The sequence below is a fragment of the Acinetobacter sp. S40 genome (assembly GCF_016624705.1).
Classification (GTDB): Bacteria; Pseudomonadota; Gammaproteobacteria; order Pseudomonadales; family Moraxellaceae; genus Acinetobacter.
The window spans coordinates 522,770-542,799 of sequence record NZ_JACVTU010000001.1 but is presented as its reverse complement, the minus strand read 5'-3'; the positions used below and the strand labels follow the sequence as shown (position 1 = coordinate 542,799).

16 protein-coding genes and 1 riboswitch are annotated in these 20,030 nt (G+C 40.7%); of the genes, 7 read left to right on the top strand and 9 right to left on the bottom strand.

The annotated features are described in order from the left end of the window. The first annotated feature begins 97 nt into the window (after positions 1-97). The gene (locus IAE19_RS02450; protein WP_200459341.1) at positions 98-973 is read left to right on the top strand and encodes a metal-dependent hydrolase; all 876 of its coding nucleotides are present in this window, start codon (positions 98-100) and stop codon (positions 971-973) included. 211 nt (positions 974-1,184) lie between these two features. Next, positions 1,185-2,219, top strand: a complete 1,035-nt coding sequence (locus IAE19_RS02445) for a DUF6670 family protein (RefSeq protein WP_200459340.1) — start codon at positions 1,185-1,187, stop codon at positions 2,217-2,219. Positions 2,220-2,260: 41 nt separating this feature from the next. Here the strand turns inward: IAE19_RS02445 and IAE19_RS02440 are convergent, their stop codons facing one another. The 4 genes from IAE19_RS02440 to IAE19_RS02425 form a co-directional block, all read right to left on the bottom strand. Next, positions 2,261-3,256: a DUF2804 domain-containing protein gene (locus IAE19_RS02440; RefSeq protein ID WP_200459339.1), complete on the bottom strand. Its 996-nt coding sequence runs from the start codon at positions 3,254-3,256 to the stop codon at positions 2,261-2,263. A gap of 108 nt (positions 3,257-3,364) precedes the next feature. Continuing rightward, a complete protein-coding gene (locus IAE19_RS02435) occupies positions 3,365-3,877 on the bottom strand; it encodes a DUF1543 domain-containing protein (protein WP_200459338.1) in 513 nt (170 codons plus the stop codon). A gap of 73 nt (positions 3,878-3,950) precedes the next feature. Continuing rightward, a complete protein-coding gene (gene trpB, locus IAE19_RS02430) occupies positions 3,951-5,162 on the bottom strand; it encodes a tryptophan synthase subunit beta (RefSeq protein ID WP_227612178.1) in 1,212 nt (403 codons plus the stop codon). A 13-nt stretch (positions 5,163-5,175) separates the two neighbouring features. Next, the gene (locus tag IAE19_RS02425; RefSeq protein WP_200459336.1) at positions 5,176-5,820 is read right to left on the bottom strand and encodes a phosphoribosylanthranilate isomerase; all 645 of its coding nucleotides are present in this window, start codon (positions 5,818-5,820) and stop codon (positions 5,176-5,178) included. A gap of 144 nt (positions 5,821-5,964) precedes the next feature. After that, positions 5,965-6,173, top strand: a riboswitch (cobalamin riboswitch). Between the two features lie 35 nt (positions 6,174-6,208). Here IAE19_RS02425 and IAE19_RS02420 point away from each other — a divergent pair. From IAE19_RS02420 to IAE19_RS02410, 3 genes are all read left to right on the top strand, one after another. Then, entirely contained in the window at positions 6,209-8,050 is a 1,842-nt protein-coding gene (locus IAE19_RS02420; protein WP_200459335.1) for a TonB-dependent receptor plug domain-containing protein, read from the top strand. Positions 8,051-8,146: 96 nt separating this feature from the next. Further along, entirely contained in the window at positions 8,147-8,725 is a 579-nt protein-coding gene (locus IAE19_RS02415; RefSeq protein WP_200459334.1) for a cob(I)yrinic acid a,c-diamide adenosyltransferase, read from the top strand. A 40-nt stretch (positions 8,726-8,765) separates the two neighbouring features. After that, complete coding sequence (locus IAE19_RS02410) at positions 8,766-9,476, top strand: glycerophosphodiester phosphodiesterase (RefSeq protein ID WP_200459333.1); 711 nt, start codon at positions 8,766-8,768, stop codon at positions 9,474-9,476. A 47-nt stretch (positions 9,477-9,523) separates the two neighbouring features. Here IAE19_RS02410 and IAE19_RS02405 read toward each other — a convergent pair whose 3' ends face one another. After that, entirely contained in the window at positions 9,524-10,021 is a 498-nt protein-coding gene (locus IAE19_RS02405) for an META domain-containing protein (RefSeq protein ID WP_200459332.1), read from the bottom strand. Positions 10,022-10,271: 250 nt separating this feature from the next. Here IAE19_RS02405 and IAE19_RS02400 point away from each other — a divergent pair, with 250 nt between their 5' ends. Continuing rightward, on the top strand, positions 10,272-11,441 hold the full coding sequence (locus IAE19_RS02400; protein ID WP_200459331.1) for an acyl-CoA desaturase: 1,170 nt from the start codon (positions 10,272-10,274) through the stop codon (positions 11,439-11,441). 112 nt (positions 11,442-11,553) lie between these two features. On the opposite strand, the gene IAE19_RS02395 is transcribed toward IAE19_RS02400, so the two are convergent. The 4 genes from IAE19_RS02395 to cysM are packed head-to-tail and all read right to left on the bottom strand — an operon-like array spanning position 11,554 to position 17,059. Continuing rightward, positions 11,554-13,860, bottom strand: coding sequence for a RelA/SpoT family protein (locus IAE19_RS02395; RefSeq protein WP_200459330.1), 2,307 nt, complete (start codon positions 13,858-13,860; stop codon positions 11,554-11,556). Between the two features lie 27 nt (positions 13,861-13,887). Further along, a complete protein-coding gene (gene rlmD, locus IAE19_RS02390; protein ID WP_200459329.1) occupies positions 13,888-15,279 on the bottom strand; it encodes a 23S rRNA (uracil(1939)-C(5))-methyltransferase RlmD in 1,392 nt (463 codons plus the stop codon). A gap of 8 nt (positions 15,280-15,287) precedes the next feature. Continuing rightward, entirely contained in the window at positions 15,288-16,121 is an 834-nt protein-coding gene (locus tag IAE19_RS02385) for a 3'-5' exonuclease (RefSeq protein ID WP_200459328.1), read from the bottom strand. Positions 16,122-16,138: 17 nt separating this feature from the next. After that, the gene (gene cysM, locus IAE19_RS02380) at positions 16,139-17,059 is read right to left on the bottom strand and encodes a cysteine synthase CysM (protein ID WP_200459327.1); all 921 of its coding nucleotides are present in this window, start codon (positions 17,057-17,059) and stop codon (positions 16,139-16,141) included. A gap of 153 nt (positions 17,060-17,212) precedes the next feature. Between cysM and IAE19_RS02375 the strand changes: the two genes are divergently transcribed. Beyond that, positions 17,213-20,011, top strand: coding sequence for an ATP-binding protein (locus IAE19_RS02375; RefSeq protein WP_200459326.1), 2,799 nt, complete (start codon positions 17,213-17,215; stop codon positions 20,009-20,011). Positions 20,012-20,030 lie beyond the last annotated feature (19 nt).

Here is a 20,030-nt window from a genome sequence, read left to right as displayed (position 1 = left end):
ATGTCGCTATTTGTATAAAATATGGCAACAACTGTCAAAACAAAACGGATGGCTGTCGCCATACTAAAATCATTCTTTCAACCGAGAATTAAAACAAATGAATGCACATGTCCAATATCAGGTTGATCCTGTGGTGCGTACCCAACTGGATTTTAAACTGGAAGAAATTCCTCGCTTTTGGTTTGCAGGTGATCCTTTTCGTACTCGCGTTTTTGATGCCCTCAGTCTAACGTTTCCTGATGGCGAACGTTATTTTATCGAGTGTGTTCGTCTATTTCGGGACAAGATTCAGGAGCCTGAGTTACAAGCACGTGTAGCTGACTTTATTAAACAGGAAGCCCAGCATGGGATTGCGCATGACAAGATGAACCAACTCATGAAAGAGCAAGGCATGCCTGTCGAACAATTCACCACCATGCTTAAAAAGATTTTTCGCTTTGAACTCACCAAACGTTCTCCTCAATACAATATCGCCATGACTGCGGCAGCGGAACATTTAACTGCGCTAATGGCAGAAACTTTTTATAGCAAAAAAGAAACGTTGAAAGACGTTCACCCTTATGTTCGTGCTTTACTGGCATGGCATTCTATTGAAGAAATGGAACATCGCGACGTGGCTTTTGATGTAATGCAACAAGTCGGTGACGTTCCCGAAGCCACACGTAAATTTGCGTTAGCAATCACAACTGCTTTAATGCTTGGTTTTACCTTGTATCGTGCCAATGTGATGTTACGCTGTGACGGTTTTGATGGCCGTCAACGTTTGCAACTATTTCGTAAAGGCTTGCCGTGGTTTCTGGGACCTAAGGGAATTTTAACCGCTATGAAAAAGGAATATCTAGACTGGTATAAATCTGACTTTCATCCAAGTCAGCATCCGGTTATTCACCAATACGATGTATGGGTCAAAACCTATCAGGAAACTAAAGATCCTATTTTAGCTGGTCAGGCATTCTGGGAAGCAGGCCACTAAATCACTTTCAAGCCATTGATATAAAATAATATAATAAATTTTATATCATTGGCTTATCTATAAATCAGCATCAAAAAACACCAAAATATTAAACATCTATAGATTCACCCTAGTTTCTAAGGACATAACATTTTCCTTAAATGATATTAATTAAACCACTTAATCTATGCTTTATTCATCTTTCATAAATTAGAACTTAGGGCTAATCGCCATGGCTTTTCCTTTTTCTGGTCAAATCCAACTTCCCCATAAGTTGATGAATTTGATTGACCACTCGCGACTCAACCACAGCCAACCTTTCGACCCTGACACTGAAGTTCACACGCCACGAGGCAAATATACCTGTGTGCATTATGGAATGATGTTTCCAAATTTATCAGCACCATTTAATTTTTTAAATTTTCTGATTGTGGTAGGACAACCAAAAATTAAATTATTTAAAAATACCCATTTGATTAAGACTTCAGCCATCAACACAGCAAATGTTTTAGTCGGTACAGCTGTAGGCACACCGGATCATTTTAACGGCTATAGTGTGCAACATGATTGTGAGCTCATAAGTAATGGCTCCTTATTACGCTTTGCAAATGACATCCTAATTGAAGGCAAATATCCCTTGTTTCATGCAAAACGTGAAGGTCATGATTTTAATTTTGATCTAAAAATTGAAGCTACAGATAAAGTTGCCAATTTTGTTGAGTTGGTTGGGGGCATGTATCAGCACTGGTCTTTATTATGTCAATACGAAGGTTTTCTTGATTATAAAGGCAAAAAAACTAAAGTTCAGGGACTCTGCACGTATGAATATGCTAGAGGCATAAATGTTAATTTGCCGATGCAATTTTTTACCTATCAAATTATTAACATTGATGAAAATACACAAGTCCTTTTGGTCGAAGTGCTCGGTTCATTGAATAGCGTAATTCAAAAGCGAGTTTATCTACGTTCGCTCGATGACTACGGCGATATCTATGAGGAGGGTTTTAACCTTACTGTACAAGAATTTGAGCCGAATCGTTTAACCACACCCAATGGTTTAAGTATGAGATTGCCCCAGCAGTTTTCATGGACAGTCAATGATAATCATGGCGTCCCGCTCATCACTATTGAAGGTCGATCCAATCAGGATTTTCAATATGGCATGGCGGGTGGTTATGCAGGCAGTTATCAATACCAAGGTACATTCAAAGGGAAAGCCATAGAAGGCACAGGTTATATTGAATGGTTAGATATTCGTGAATCCTAAATATTTTAGACCTTACTCCTGTGAGCAAGGTCTTTTCAACTTTACCATTTGGCGTAATGCTGCTCCAGTAAAGCATACTCATGATTTAGGTAAATGACTTCATCTTGTTCTAACTGAATCTGTCCAGTTAGCTTGGCTTGCCATTGACTAAACTGGCTACCGACCATTCTGAGATTAATATTCTCATAACGTCGCCAGCCAGTTTCTACTTTTAGCTGCAATTTTTCATCCAGAGAGCGAATCTGCCAGTGATTTTCCTGTACACGTTCAAACAAGACATCTGCTAGTGGATAAAGGCGGCCATTCACCCATAGACAGTTTTCATTACCAAAACTTTCATTAACACCAGATGCCAAATTAATGCCGATACGACGTCCCTGTACATCCCAGAAATTACAGGATAACCAAAACCACGCTGTCTCTGGTCGTAAAAAACCACAAGTATCATCCAAAGCAGCAAAGGTTTTATCATTAAACTCCATAAGTTGATTTTGTTTATTGATAAAATACCCTTCAACCGCCAAGGTGGTTTTCTTTTGGGTGTAAGTCCAACCATTAATACCATTGGGTGAGCATAAACTTAAAGGCTCTGTTCCTGCACAAAAAATTCGCGCACTCAGTTTAATTTCACCATATTTCGTGACACGTACATAGCGCACGCCATTGGCATGTTGCATTTCAATTTCAAATGGTGATTTATAAAAATAGCTTTGATTAAACTGTGGCTGTTCATCCACATGGGTTTTACGTGCCAAAGGTTGAATAGCATTCCATTCTAGTACTTGCTGGTTAACATGGTCATAGATATAGACAAAACCATGCCCTGCCCAACCAATATCCGCAATCGCTAAACCAATAGAATAATGTTCATGCTGAATACTACAAAATTTAAATTTTTTGTATTTCAGTTTACGCCACCAGCCTTTTTCTATCTTGCCAAAAGGCGACTGATAGACATAACGATTCAGACTAATCGCACTGGGTATTTCCTTAAAACGGCCATAACGTGGTTGACCACTTTCTTGTATTAAATCCATTTAACCAATCCATTTTAAATCAGGATGCACGTGCAAATTTTACACAATTTTTACTTATAGATGAAAAACATATCGTGAATTTGATTTCATTTTTTTAAATTAGAGGACTCAAGCCAGCGTAATATAGGTATTTTCCCACTCATTTGCAGCAAAGTTACCTTCTACTAAATGGATATAACGCCCATGAATACAATCAATTGCGAGACAATCATCGACATCAATAATCCGATCGGTATGTGCTTTTTGCCATTTCTTGTCTATATAGGCCTTACCACGTTGTTTGGCAATGGTCAAATCTGGCGCAACGACCAAAACATATCGATGTAATTCACCAAATTCACGTGCATCGTAGCCACCAAGATTAATTAAATATAGCTTTTGCTCATGCGTAGATGGTGCGGCATGAGATAAATGAACTTGATAACATACATCGTCTGATTCTATTCCTCGTACTTTCATCCACGCATCGATATGCAGCCCTTTTAATTCACCAAACCATGCTTGTTTTAGTTGTGGAGTGATTTCATCCAGTGATGATCCGATGGCAAATACCACATCATGGACTTCCGTATTTGCTCGGACATGACGACCACCCAACATGACAACAAATAAATTTGACATTTTTATCCTCTTTTATTTAAGAAAAAGGCCACCTGATGGGCAGCCTAAATCCTTAAAATGAATAAGGTGAATATTACATTTCAACCATTTCAACACCATCTACGCGCGCAACCGTCATCAAGTCTTTATCGCCACGACCCGACACTGTCGCAATAATAATTTGATCTTTAGACAGAGTAGGTGCAAGTTTTGTGACATAGGCCATTGCATGTGAACTTTCTAACGCAGGAATAATTCCTTCAATCTGAGTCAAATCGCGAAAACCTTGCAATGCTTCATCATCGTTGATTGGCACATATTGCACACGATTCATGTCTTTTAAGAAACTATGTTCAGGTCCAACACCGGGATAGTCCAGACCAGCAGAAATACTATGAGTTTCTATAATCTGACCCTGTGCATCACTCATCAGATAAGTACGGTTACCATGTAATACACCCACATGACCCGCATTCAATGGCGCTGAATGTTTACCCGTTTCAACCCCATAACCCGCTGCTTCAACGCCATACATTTTGACATTTTGGTCATTCAGGAATGGATAAAATAAGCCCATTGCGTTGGAACCACCACCGACACAAGCAACTAAAGCATCGGGTAAACGACCGGCCTGTTCCTGAATCTGCTGACGTGCTTCTCGACCAATAATGGACTGAAAGTCACGTACCAATTGTGGATATGGATGCGGCCCAGCCACGGTTCCAATAACATAATAGGTACTGTCAACATTGGTCACCCAGTCACGCATCGCTTCGTTCATGGCATCTTTCAGAGTTTTTGAACCGCTTTGCACTGGTACTACGGTTGCCCCTAACAAACGCATACGGTATACATTCATGGCCTGACGTTTTACATCTTCAGCGCCCATGTAAACTACACATTCCATGCCCAAACGTGCTGCAATTGTTGCTGTCGCAACACCATGCTGGCCTGCGCCAGTTTCTGCGATAATACGTTTTTTACCAGACAGTTTAGCCAGTAAAGCCTGCCCAATAGTATTGTTCACTTTATGAGAACCTGTATGATTTAAGTCCTCACGTTTTAAATAGATTTGTGCACCGCCCAAGTGGTTAGACCATCGCTCAGCATGATATAGCGGACTAGGACGTCCGACATAAAAAGCCAGATCACGGTCGAATTCTGCCAGAAATTGCTCGTCATTTTTCATGCGGTTATACAGGCTTTCTAAATCTTCCAAAGCCGCCATGAGCGTTTCTGACACAAAACGTCCGCCATGAATACCAAAATGCCCACGAGCATCTGGATATTGCGTATAGTCAACCATGTGACCGTTTTGACTAGCGTTTTGCTGATCCACGTTGGACTCCTTGCATAAATCGTTCTATAAGTTGTTGGTCTTTTACACCTTTGGCAGATTCTACACCACCACTAACATCTACAGCATAAGCATGCGTTGTTTCAATTGCCTCAACGACATTTTCAGAGGTTAATCCCCCTGCTAAAATCAGAGGAATATCCATTTGGGGAAACTTCGACCAATCAAATTGATGACCCGTTCCACCCTTAAGTTCAGGATGCCACGCATCCAACAAAATTGCACTTGCACCTGCAGCCTGATAACGCTGAATTTCGACCACGACATCCAGATCAGGCTTGACCTGAATAGCTTTATACCAGCGACGCTTGCATACTCGTGCAATGTGCTGACATTGCTCAGGTGTTTCATCACCATGTAGTTGTATGACATCTAATGCCACACGATCAAGTATAGCCTGAATATCCTCCGCACTGGCATTGACAAATAAACCCACCACTTGAATATAGGGTGGAATATTTTCAATAAGTTGCTGGGCTTGCTCTGGACTTACATAACGTGGACTAGGTGGAAAAAATACAAAGCCTATGGCATCAGCACCAGCTTGAACTACCGATAAAACATCTTGGGAACGGGTAATACCGCAAATTTTTGCGCGCGTCCGCATAGGGATAAGGCTCTTTGTTTGCCTGATCTATAGCCATCTATAAATCATAAATAAACTATTGTAATGCAATTTAGACTCGTTGCGTGAAAACTTAGCGTGAATAGATCGTATTCAGATTGTTTAATTCACAGCCAGACTTTATACTTCGCCCAAATGGCAACAAGTCAAAGCAATCGCTATAGGGAAGTTGGTGAAACTCCAGCACTGCCCCCGCAACGGTAACGATGTAAAGCATATTTTTTAAGCTGATTTGAGCTTAACACCACTGCATGATGTTATGTGGGAAGGTGAATATGGGAATACTTATGTATAACATTGAAGTCCGGAAACCTGCTTGTTGCATCCGCTAACTCAATCATTCACGAGGGGTGAATGTATGGAGCAAATCATGTCTATTTCTTTACAGCCTACGCGTTTAGTAGGTGCAATCGCTATTGCGATGGGGTTTTCATCTATTGCATTTGCCGATGAAACAACAAACGCCACAAAACTTGATCCAATTGTCGTAACTGCTTCTAAAAGTGAAGAGAAGGTCAGTGAAGTACCTGCACGTATTTCAGTGATTGATCAAGAAACGATTGAGCAATCACCAATTACAGACTTAGGTCAACTTCTGCGCCGTGAAGCAGGTTTAAATATCATACAAAGTGGTGGTGTTGGTCAACTGACTTCTGCTTTTATTCGTGGTACTAATTCAACCCACGCCTTATTCCTCAAAGATGGCGCAAGCCTAAACACTGCTTTGGATGGTGGTGCAAGTATTCCATATATTGATCTTAGCGATGCAGCTCAAATCGAAATTTTAAAAGGTCCTGCATCTGTGCAATATGGTACAGATGCAATTGGTGGTGTGATCAATGTCGTCACCAAAGCACCGACTCAACAAAGGCTCTTTGTCACCTCAGAAGCAGGTGAAGATAAGACCTATAAATCTGTGATTGGTGCAGATCTAGTGAGTACACAAGGTTTTTATGCACAATTACGTGGTCAGCGTATGGAAAGTGATGGCACCCCTGTCACCAATAAAACAAATGAACGTTCAAGCTACGACCAAATTGGTTATAGTGCTAAAGTCGGTTATGAACAGACACAGTATGCTGCCAATGTCGAAATAAACGAAAATAAAGGCACTAACATCTATTACGGCGGCGCACATGACATTTTTAATCGCCTCATCAATGCCAATGGTCGTTATAACATTCTCCCAAATTTAATCTTGAATGCACGCTATTCAAACTTCAAGGACGAGCTGACAGGTAAAAGTTATACTGGTTATTTCAATACTGAGAGGAATGAAGGTGATCTAAACTTACGCTGGAAGTTCACAGATCATCAAAATATTTTGCTCGGTGCTTCAATTAATAATGCAGATGTCGATAGTCTCTCAATACTTGGCAATAAAAAAAGTTTAGATTCAACAGGCTATTATCTACAACATCAGTATCAAAATAATGGCGTAAGTACTCAGGCAGGTATTCGTATTGAAGACAATGATCAATTTGGCACGCACACTGTGGGACAGCTCGCAGGTCGTTATCAAATTGCACCACTGACCAGCGTTTATGCCAATGTGGGAACTGCATTTAAGGCACCTACAGGCAACCAACTTTATTATTTTTATGAAGACCCTACATGGGGGAATACTTATGGTAATCCAAACCTAAAACCAGAAGAAAGTATTTCCTATGAAATTGGTATCGACCAAAAACTTGCTTATGGTCTTTCAACCTATGCTTCGGTTTATCAAACTAAAGTTAAAAATCTGATTGAATATGTATTTGGCTATCCTGACTCAACTTATGCAAACGTCAGCAAAGCTAAAATGACAGGTGGTGAAGTCGGTTTTAAATGGAAAGATAATGATTTATTCCTTAGCTCTGAATATGCCTATGTTAAAACAGAAAATGAAGAGACTAAACTCGAATTAATTCGACGTCCACGTCAAAGTTTGAGCATTACGACAGGTTTGGAAAATGAAGTGTATGGCTTGAGTGCGGTTGTAGTGGCAAAATCGACATCAAAAATCTCTAACTCTGCAAATTCAGCAAAGACTCCAGGCTATACCACTGTAGATTTGCACGGATACTGGAATTTAAATCCGAATGTGAAACTATTTGCCAATATTAAAAATGTCGGGGATGTAAAATACAAAACTGCAAATTATTATGGAGATGAGTTTTACATCAATGGTGGTCGTCTTGCATCAGCAGGTGTAACCCTATCTTACTAAACAAAAGTTTATAAAGATATTTCAAATTATGTAGTTTTAAGGATAATGTTCTTGACCGACATTATCCTTTTTTAAAGGCCAAGATAAGGAAATATTATGGGACACCGTTTAAGTAAAATTTATACCCGCACTGGCGATGCAGGCACTACAGGCTTAGGTGACGGTTCTCGCGTTTCTAAAGATGATTTACGCATTGCAGCATTAGGCGATGTTGATGAACTCAATGCTATTTTAGGTGTACTGCGGGCGCAAATTGCAGACTCTAAATGCACTGAAAAAGCAAAGTGGGAAAAACATTTAAGTCTTATTCAACATTGGCTATTTGATTTAGGCGGTGAAGTTTGCATTCCCAACTATACGCTATTAGAAGATGCCAGCATCGAATATCTGGAAAAAAGTATTGACCAGATGAATGAACAACTTCCAATGCTTAAAGAGTTTATTTTACCATCCGGTAGTCTGGCGTGTAGTTATGCACATCAAGCCCGGGCTGTTTGTCGTCGCGCAGAACGCAGTTTAATCACGGTACAACAACGCGACCAAAATATCCAAGCGACGTCATTACAATTACTGAATCGCTTATCGGATTGGCTATTTGTAGCCTCTCGCACCTTACAATACGAAAGTGGTGGTTCGGAAGTACTTTGGCAACGTAATATTAATGATACGATTTAAGGCTTAAGATCAAAACTCAATCTTGCAGATAGGTTCAACTATGCAAATCATTGGTCATCGTGGCGCACGTGGCGAAGCACCTGAAAATACACTTGGAGGTTTTCAATACTTAAGGGATTTAGGCGTTCGTGCTGTCGAGTTTGATATCCGTCAACGACACAACGGTCAGCTTGTGGTGATCCATGATGATAATTTTTTACGTACTACTGGTATTTCTGGCTCTGTGTATGAAGAAAACCTTGACCTACAACACTATGATCATCGTGAAAACTGGCAAAACTGGACACAAGCTGAATATACTCCCACGCTTGCACAGGTTTTAAACTTTTTAAATGACTTTAATCATATCGAACTAGAAGTAAAAGCAGTAAATGATCAGGCAGATGCAGACAAACTGACTCATGCCTTAGCTGAGCACCTAAACGGTCTTGAGACACAAGTCACCATCACCAGTTTTGATACAAAAATTTTGCATTCCCTACAACAGCAAAAAAGTGTCTTCAAACGTGGATTATTGATTGAAGAAGATATAAAAGCGAAGACGATTGAAATAGCGCAACAACTAGGATGCTGTCATATTGGCTGGATGGATCAATTAGCAACCCCGGACATGCTTCAACTTTCGCATCAGGCAAAATTGAATATTAGTGTATGGACGGTAAATCATGTAGAACGTGCCAAACAACTAAGAGATGAAGGCGTACAAGGCTTAATTACCGATTATCCGACATTAATGTTGGAGCAGCTTTAACCTAGTCAAAGCAACTCAAACATAACCCTCGATACAACCTGATTATTTTACTTTTTTTGTGCTTGCAATAAAATCTGCCCACTTTGATCCAGAAATACCATCGCATTGCCTTGTAGTCTAAACCGTTTGACTCGTTGCAAAGCATCAATCAATTCAGCTTCCTGTGCCAGCGCACCATCACAACTTTGATGCCCCGCTCGTACATCCAAATCTAACTGCTGTAAGCTGAGGTTGTAAGTATAATGACCAAAAATAGCGTTACATCCTGTATTTCCTTGCACAGTTTGTATGGCCGAATTGAGAGTTAAAAAAGGCATTTGATTAAAAAATTTAGCACGTTTCTGCTGAACTGTCGTAATCTGCCAAACCACATCCTGTATGCCATCACTGCTTTTACGCATAGGCTGTGGCAAAGCTTGTTTAGGAGATTGCATATTGACTGCCTGTTTGGCGTTCGTTTTTTGTACGGGTGCTGTTGTACTTTGACATGCTGCTAAACTCAAAAGCAGACTTAAAAACAGTAAATGCTGTAAAGATTTTCTCACAAAATGCCTACCCTATTTATTGCATCGTTTATCTTTCATAAACATGATGGATCTTGCGATAAAATCAATAAATACATTGTTGAATTCTGTTACTGTTTTGATCAATACACTTGTACAATATTGCTAGTGAACATGTGTTCGCTCATGTTAATATGTTGAATTCGTAGCCCGTCATGTTCGTTATAGTTTCAGGGCCAGATTGTATTATTCTTAACCTTTTATACAAAGGTTTCCAGGAGCGCTGATGGAGATGAATACTCCCGCAACTCAAGCCCCAATCAACTGGATTGCAATTTTTGCTTTAGTTTTTTTACCTATTGTCGCGATCATTGCGATCCCACTTTATGCTTATCACCATGATTTTAGTTTAGCATCATGGATTAGCATGTTTGTGCTATTAGGTATGAGCAGTCTAGGTATTACCGCTGGTTATCATCGCCTATGGGCACATCGTGCTTATGAGGCAACATTACCTTTAAAAATTATCCTGATGATTATGGGAACCTTTGCGGTTCAAAATAGTATCCTTTTCTGGGCATCAGGACACCGTACCCATCATCGTCATGTCGATGATATCGAAAAAGATCCCTACTCCATCAAAAAAGGCTTTTGGTACGCACATCTGGGCTGGATGTTACGCGACTATCCGGCAGCGGAACCTAATTTTAAAAATGCACCCGATTTGCTCAATGACAAATTGGTCATGTTCCAGCATAAATATTACATTGCGCTGGTCATTGCTGTTCATGTTGTAATTCTAGGCGCTGTAGGCTGGGCTGTGGGTGATATTTGGGGCGTAATGTTACTGGGTGGATTAGTTCGCTTAATTTTAAGCCATCACGTGACGTTCTTCATTAACTCACTCTGTCATATGTGGGGCAAACGTCCTTATACTGACGAAAACACGGCACGGGATAATTTCTGGCTGGCAATTGCTACTTGGGGTGAGGGCTATCATAACTATCATCACATCTTCCAGTACGATTATCGTAATGGCGTGAAATGGTGGCAATATGACCCAACCAAATGGCTAATCTGGTCATGTTCAAAACTGGGCTTAGCAAAAAATCTACGCCGTATTCCAAGCTTTAATATTCAAAAGGCTGAATTGGCAATGCGTTTCAAATATGCGGAGCAGGACTTAGCCATTTATGGTCATGATGTTAATACCGATCTTGCCCAAATGAAACAGCGTATTGCTCAAGAATATGAAGCATTTACTCATACCTTGAATGACTGGGCCAAACTCAAGGAACAGGAATTACACGCCAAAAAAGCAGCGATGGCAGAAAAGATTCATCAGATTGATCATAAGCTCAAAGTCGATTTTCAGTTGCTTGAACATCGTTTAAGCCATCACCGTGAATGTCTGGAAACATTGATGCGTAATGTAAAAAAACGCAATCCTGTTTCTGAATAATCACTAGGCTTAGATGCTGAACCAAATTACAGCATCTTTTCTACAGTCATAAAGAAGCCCATCTCAAATAGATGGGCTTCTTTGTTTTTAATAGTTTCAATCCGCCCTAAATTTAATTCCCTTGTACCAAGCGGCGCGCACTGATAATTCCTGGTTGTTGTTCCAAACGCGCCAATAACCGTGACAATTGAGCCAACCCTTTGACTTCAATCAACAATTTCATATTGGCGATGCCATCAGCTTCTGAAATGGTATTAACCTGACGAATGTTGATCTGATCTGAAAAAATCACTTGTGTCAGATCTTTAAGTAGACCACGACGATCATAAGCATCAATCACGATCTGAACACTCTGACCACGTGTAGGTTGCATTTCCCAATCGGCTTCAACAGCTCGCTCTGGTTCATTTTTGATCATACGCTGATAATCTGGGCAACCAATCTTATGAATACTTACCCCGCGATTCAGCGTAATATAGCCTCCAATCGACTCACCATGTACAGGCTGACAGCACTGAGCGATATGCAATTCAACATTATCCAAACCATCAATCAGAATACCATGTGCAGACAGAGTATGACTGGCGCGAGGATTCAAGGTCGGTTTAAGTACCAGTTCAGGTTCGTCATTATCCAGATGCATTTGACGATTAACCTGATTAATCAGCGCATGCAGACTGATATCACCGCTGACCAATGCAACCAATATGTCATCACCTGTTTTCAGATTAAAATGTGATGAATAATCATTGAGATCAATACTTTTTGGGTGAATCGCCAGACGTGACAATTCTTTATTTAGAATTTCACGGCCAACTTCCAGATTTTTACTACGATCCTGTTGTCTAAACCAATGGCGTAACTTATCGCGAGCACGAGCAGTTTTGATATAACCTAGAGAGTTCACCAACCAGTCACGGTTCGGCTCACGATCTTTTTTGGTTAAAATTTCAACTTGCTCACCCGTTTTTAATGCATAAGTAAGGGGCACATAACGTTGATTGACACGTGCTGCATAGCATTTGTTTCCGACTTCGGTATGCACATGATAAGCAAAGTCCAGCACGGTAGAACCGCGTGGTAATTCTTTAATATCACCATCACGGCTAAAAACATAAATTTTTTCAAAATCTTCAAAGTTCTGAAGATCTTCTAAATTCTCTGATTCATCTTCATTTTTATGGACATTACTTTCATTACGCTCTTGATAATGTTCAAGAACTGCTCTTAGAGAATGTAGACGATGATTGAAAGAGTGGTCTGTTGTTTTAGAACCCTCTTTGTAGTTAAAGTGAGAACAAACGCCAAGCTCTGCCTCTTGATGCATCTCATAAGTACGAATTTGTACTTCCAGTGATTTATTTTCAGCAATCACGGCGGTATGCAAAGACCGATAACCATTGGCTTTAGGATTGGTAATATAATCATCAAACTGATGAGGAATATGTCGCCAGATTTGATGAACAATGCCTAAGGAATGATAACATTCAGGAATAGTTTTAACTAAAACACGTAAAGCACGAATATCATACAATTGATCGAAACTCAGATTTTTACTCTTCATTTTTCGATAAATTGAATAAATATGTTTTACCCGACCTGTAATTTCCGACTCAATGCCATGTTCACTTAACTCGGTCTTGAGTTGATCAATCACAAATTGAATATATTGCTCACGCTCAAGTCGTTTTTCATTCAGCAAAGAAGCAATTTCTTTATAACGATCTGGAGCCAAATAACGGAAAGCTAAATCTTCAAGTTCCCATTTAAGCTGGGCAATTCCAAGACGATGCGCCAAAGGAGAATAAATAGTCAGAATCTCGCGCGCGACACGTTCCTGACGCTCCCGCGATGACGTCGCAAGCTCTCGTAATGCTAAAGTACGTTCGGCCAGTTTAATCAGCACAACTCGAACATCTTCTGTTACTGAAATCAGCATTTTATAAATGCCACTTAAGTGTTCGCGCTGATTATTGTTAAAGTGATCTTCGAGTCGTTTGTTCTTCTCAATTAGTTCAGACAGTTTACCCATCGCCAAAGTGCCTTTGACGAGATTATAAACTTGATCTCCAAATTTCTTCTGGATTTCTTCCAGTGTAATGACATTTTCACGGACACAACGATATAGCATAGCTGCACATAAGGTATCTTCATCGACATGTAAATGTGCCAGAATATCCGCCATTCCAATCCCCGTTGAGAAGGTATTGGAAGAATGATTAACATTTAAAGCCAGCTCTTTTTGTAAAATAAGATAGGCAATATTTTCAAGCTTTTTCAGCTCTGCACCGTCTAAAATTTCACGAACGCGATCTAGCCATGTAGCTAATTCACGTTGTGCTTCTTCGGCATGTTCTCCAGTCGTTTCCTCTGACAGCTCTGTAAGCCGTTCAGGTAACTGTTCACGTACTGTGACCATACCATTCTCCTATGGTGATACTCATTTTTAATCGTTTATCTCTTTAATTTTTTCAAATAAAGCAATCGATTCGACATGTCCCGTATGTGTAAACATGTCCATCACCCCTGCTTTTTTTAATTGATAACCATGCTCTGCCAATACACTTGCATCCCTTGCCAGTGTTGCTGGATTACATGATACATAAACGATTCTTTTTGCTCCAAAGTTCGGGATATATTGCATAACTTCATATGCACCCGCACGTGGAGGGTCTATCAATAATGCATCAAATCCGAGATTTGCCCAAGAATGATGCGAAAAATCTTTTGTTAAATCTTGTGAATAGAACTCGACATGCGAAATATGATTACGTCTCGCATTCTCTGTTCCGCGCTGTACCATTTCCTCACTACCCTCTACGCCCACGACACGACCCGTTGCTCCTACACAACGCGCCAGCGGCAAGGTAAAGTTGCCCAAGCCACAGAATAAATCGAGCACCTGCTCACCCTGTTTTAGTTGTAGCAATTCACATGCCAATTGTACCATCTGCTGGTTTACACTTGGGTTAACTTGCGTAAAATCAAGTGGCGAAAACGCAAAATTTAAATCAAATTTAGGCAAACTATAATGCAGACGCATCTCGGCTTGTGGAGTATCAATTCGTTCTAAACTTCCCGCAAAACTTTTTGGCTGCAAATAAAGCTGCCAGCCTTTCTGTTTAACAAAATCAAGCAGTAAACCCTTATCTTTACCTACCAAAGGCTCAACATGACGAACCAACAATGCAATATCAGTGTCGCCCTTGGCCAATTCTATATGACCGATATTGGCTTTGCCTTTTAGACTTTGGAGTAATTGCTTTAATTCAGGTAAGGCATCTGCTAGCTGCATTTCAAGGATTGGACAAGTCGTAATAGGGGTTAAACGATTACTCTGATGTTCACGAAAACCCATTATCAACTGTTTTTTTGCAGGCAGATAACGCACCCCAATACGGGTACGATGCCGATAATCCTGTCGTGTTGAACGTAAAGGTAGCAGCCACTCAGTCGCATCTAAACCAGCAAAATGTTGCAAATGCGACTTCAATACAGTCTGTTTTAACTGAATTTGTTCGTCAGGATGCATATGTTGCATGCTACATCCCCCACAACGGCCATAATGCGGGCAAATCGGTGGGACACGTAATGAAGAAGGTTCACTCAGTAACTCAACCAGCTCCCCTTCTTCCAGTCGCTTGGTCTCATGGGTAATTTTAGCTCGGACTGTTTCACCCGGTAAGGCATAACGAATAAAGACTTTTTTGCCAGTTTTGACCTGAGGATGTTCAGCAGCAGTTCCAAAATGTGCAATACCACGCCCCTCATGCGATAGGGATTCCACCTGAAAAGTATAAACAGGGGGCTGAACAAAAGGTTTGGCGGCGTGTTTCAAGAGAGAACCTAATCGTGTGATGTATCGTGAAATTTTGGTGAAAAATAATGTTGAGTGAATGGAGTGTGTTGACTGGTCTGTTGCCAAACCTGTAAAAACTCAGTATGTGAAGGGTTTTGCTGTAAGTAATGAATTGTCGACTGAATCCATTGCTCGTGCTCCTGAGGCTGTAATTGGCCTTTAAGCAATAACCAGCGTAAATAAATCAGCCACGTATTCAGCACATCCCCCTCACAATAACTGGTGAGTTTTAACCATTTTTCATTTTGTACATAGGTCGGAATCTGATAACCAGATTCTCCTCGCTTTCCCGGGAACCCGAACAAGCAAGCGATATCATCCAGCTTTTGAAAATTTCGCCCGTTGAACATTGCCATGACATCCATGACATCAATGTGCCGATGATGGTAACGGTTCTGGTAGTTATTATAACGCTTTTGCGTATCTAACTCACCCTGATCAAATAAACTTGGTGCGGATAAACCGTGATACATAGCGCGAAATAAAATTACAGGCAAATCGAACTGTGAACCATTCCAACTGACTAGGGTTGGATGACGCTTATCAAAAATTGATAAAAACCTGACTAAAATTTCAGCTTCAGAATACTGTTCCTGACTAAAAGAGAATAATCTTAAACCGTGCTCATCAATCCATAAACCTGAGATACAAACAATTTCATGCAAAGGCAACCGCTGAAAATCCATACCCGATTCCTGACGGCGGATTTTGGTAAGTGCTTGTTCCAAATCATCATCCGGCAAGTCCAGATGATACAAATGCGCCCCCGCCTTTAAATCAGTCAAGGTTTCGATATCAAAAACCAGCGTTGGAAAGCGCATAATATTCTCTAAAATGTTTAGTCAGGATCTTGCACAGAAAAAAGACCTGTTGATAAATAACGATCACCGCGGTCACAGATAATGCAGACAATCACTGCATCAGGTTGTTCTTCGGCAATTTTTAAAGATGCCCAAACTGCACCACCTGAAGATGTTCCTGCGCTGATACCTTCCTCACGTGCCAGACGGCGCATGGTTTTTTCTGCTTCAATCTGAGGAATATCAACAATCCGGTCAACACGTGAAGCATCAAAAATAGTAGGTAAATATTCCTTCGGCCAGCGACGAATCCCTGCAATACTGGAACCTTCAGACGGCTGTAAGCCTACGATTTGGATCTCTGGGTTTTGCTCTTTTAAATATTTGGATACGCCCATAATAGTACCCGTCGTGCCCATTGAACTGACAAAATGGGTAATTTTTCCACCTGTTTGTTGCCAAATTTCTGGCCCAGTCGTTAAATAATGTGCTTCGACATTATCAGGATTCCCAAACTGATTCAGGACTAAACCTTGACCGTCTTTTTCCATTTGCAAAGCAAGATCGCGCGCCTCTTCCATGTTTTCGGACTCAATCAGTTCAGCGCCGTAAGCATACATGGCATCTTTACGCTCCTGACTTGAGTTTGCAGGCATAATCAATTTCATTTTATAGCCGCGCATGGCTGCCACCATTGCTAATGCAATGCCTGTATTGCCACTAGTGGCTTCAATTAAGGTATCACCCGGTTTAATCTGCCCCCGTTTTTCTGCCTGCATAATCATGTTATACGCGGGACGGTCTTTGACAGAACCTGCGGGATTATTGCCTTCTAGTTTTGCCAATACTGTCGTTCGACTATTTTTGGTTAGACGCTGTAAACGAACCATAGGCGTTTTACCTACATAGTGATCCAGTAAAAATTCATCGGCAAAAAAATTAGGTTCAGTACTACTCATGATCTATACCCAAATCGAGGTGCGGCTATTGTATGAAAAAATGACCTTCCCTGCACCCATTTCACAGGCTTTTTCTTGAAAATGCTTAAAGCCTCATCAGTTTGTTACAAAGCGTGTTAATATGCCGTTCAACGAGATAGATCTGATCGGGCTATGTCAAATTTTAATAAAAAACTCACCAAACGCTTACACCTCAATCACGCCTATGGTCAGTTGATTGCATTGATCTTTGTTCCGATCATGGTCTTAACAAGCGTCGGCACGGTGTTGGTACTCAATGAAACCAATATGGCCGCCAAGTCACAACAACGACATGCAGCCACAGCATTGCTGACACGCTATCAGCATACTTCTGAAAATTTATTAAAAGTGGTCGAACTGCGCCCAGATCAATACGATCATGCACAGTCGATTATGCAAAGCATGTTTACCGAACGCAATTTACAACGTGCCGCCATTCTAGATAATCAGGGTCAGGTCTATTTAAGTATTGGTTATCGTGATACCCGCTTTTGGCCAAGCATTCCAGATTCAGTATTTTTTGGCCCCATCTCACACAATCACAATAGTATTTATGGCCTCCGTTTGCAAAGTAGTCACAATACACCTACATGGCTCGTGGTTGAAATGGATAATCAACCCCTACAATTGGCACGTTATCGGGTGTTTACAGTTCTGGTGATTACTGGCCTGATCACCTTGTTATTGTTATTGTTGTGTCTAAATTTTTACTCACGACGCTGGATTGCTCCGATGTATGAAATTCGGATGCAACTGCAACGTTTAAACGCGGATACCCTTGATCAACACATGATTATCAACAGTACAGGCGAATTGCGTCTGTTACAGCGTGATATTGCCAATATGGTTAAGCGTTTGCATTTTAGCTTTCTTGAGCTCAAAGAACATACCGAGCAAACAGAAGACGATTTAAGACGCACACTAGATACACTTGAAGTCCAAAATATTACCTATCGTCAAGCACGTGACCAAGCGATTTCAGCCAATCAGGCCAAATCTGTTTTCCTTGCCAATATTAGTCATGAATTGCGAACTCCACTAAACAGTATCGATGGCTTTATTCATTTGATGCTAAGACAGCAAAACCTGAGTAATGAACAAAGTCTTTACTTACAGACCATCCGTAAATCATCTGCACATTTATTGGCTTTGATTAATGATGTGCTGGACTTTTCTAAAATTGATGCCGGCAAACTAGAATTAGAAACGGCTTCATTTGATCTGGAAGAAGCGATTTTTGATGTGATGGATATGTTGTCGCCATTGGCCTCGCAGAAGCATATCGATATGGCATTTTATTTCGATGATCAAATTCCACCGCATGTCATTGGCGACGTATTACGTTTTAAACAAATTCTCACTAATCTGATTTCCAATGCCATTAAGTTTACACCTGACGGCGAAATTATTGTCCGCGTACGGTTGGAGCACGATGATATTGGGCAATGCCTCATTCATTTTAGCGTTCAGGACAGTGGTATCGGTTTAAGCGGAACGGATCGTAAGAAACTCTTTGAATCTTTCTCTCAAGGCGATGCGTCAGTGACTCGTCAATTTGGTGGCACGGGGTTGGGACTAGCAATTTCTAAACAGCTTGTCCATTTGATGCATGGACAGATTGGGTTTGAAGACAATCAAGAACGTGCACCAACTGAAAAAGGGTCAACCTTTTGGTTTACCGCCTCATTTCAGGTGGATGAAGATCATCAAATTACGCATCCTCAATTTAAACATCTACATGTCGTGTCTTTTCTCGCTCACCCCGCGACCGCGAATATTTTACGTCACTATCTTGAAAACTATCAGGTCCAACATACTGAAGCACAATCGATTCTGGACTTATTCAGTCGTCTAAATAGTCTTAAATTTGCAGAGAATACCTGGCTAATCGTCGACCACAGCGGAGATACTGAGGCCTTACTCAAAGAAATTCGTAGCCGTTATACAGGAAATCTGGCGGTATATGGCTATCAAATGGCACTTGAACCCAATATGCTGCATGAATATCGTGCTAGACCGCTGTACCAACCTCTAAGTCGTGCTGCTCTGATTCAGCTTCTAAGTAATCAGCCTATATTTGAGCCTCAGCATGAGCAGTTTAATGGTCAGGGCTTGCATGTTTTAGCTGTGGATGACCATTTACCCAACTTAATTGTACTTGAAGCCTTGCTAGGTGAACTTAATGTTAAAACCACCAAGGCACTCAGTGGTCAGGAAGCACTCAATATTATTGAAAACCGTTTGGAACGCGACGAAAAACCCTTTGATATTGTATTTATGGATATTCAAATGCCTGTTATGTCAGGAATTGATACCACACGCGCCATTCGGTCACTAGAATCCACATTAGACGGGAAAATGCGTCTCCCCATCATTGCTTTAACTGCGCATGCTTTGTCCGATGAAAAACAGAAACTATTAAAAGTAGGGATGGATGATTACGTCACCAAACCAATTCAAATAGAACAGATTATTCAAATTCTGAATGAATGGACCAAGAATAATTTTACCAGTAATACCAAACCTGAAAACATTATTTTAATGGATGCACTTGATCCCACAATTCTGGATTGGCAGCAAAGTTTACAGCTAGCAGCCAATAAGGAGGATCTGGCACAGGATTTACTTAGAATGTTGGTGGATAGTTTCGATAATGAACTCAATGAAATGCAACAACTTATTGAACTTGAAGACTTCCCACAACTCGAACATGTGCTACATCGGTTATATGGTGCTACTCGATATGTGGGCACTCCTAAATTGCAACATGTGACGGGTGATTTTGAACAATTCGTCTCTATGCTCAGGAAAGAACGCCGTCGCGCCGATGAGGCTTTTATTCAGGAAGTTATAAATCGTTTTGAAGAACTTCAACTTAGTATTCGTGAAGTCGAAAGTGCAGCCCAGCAAATACTGAATACACCTTCTTAACACAAGGATATTCTCACGT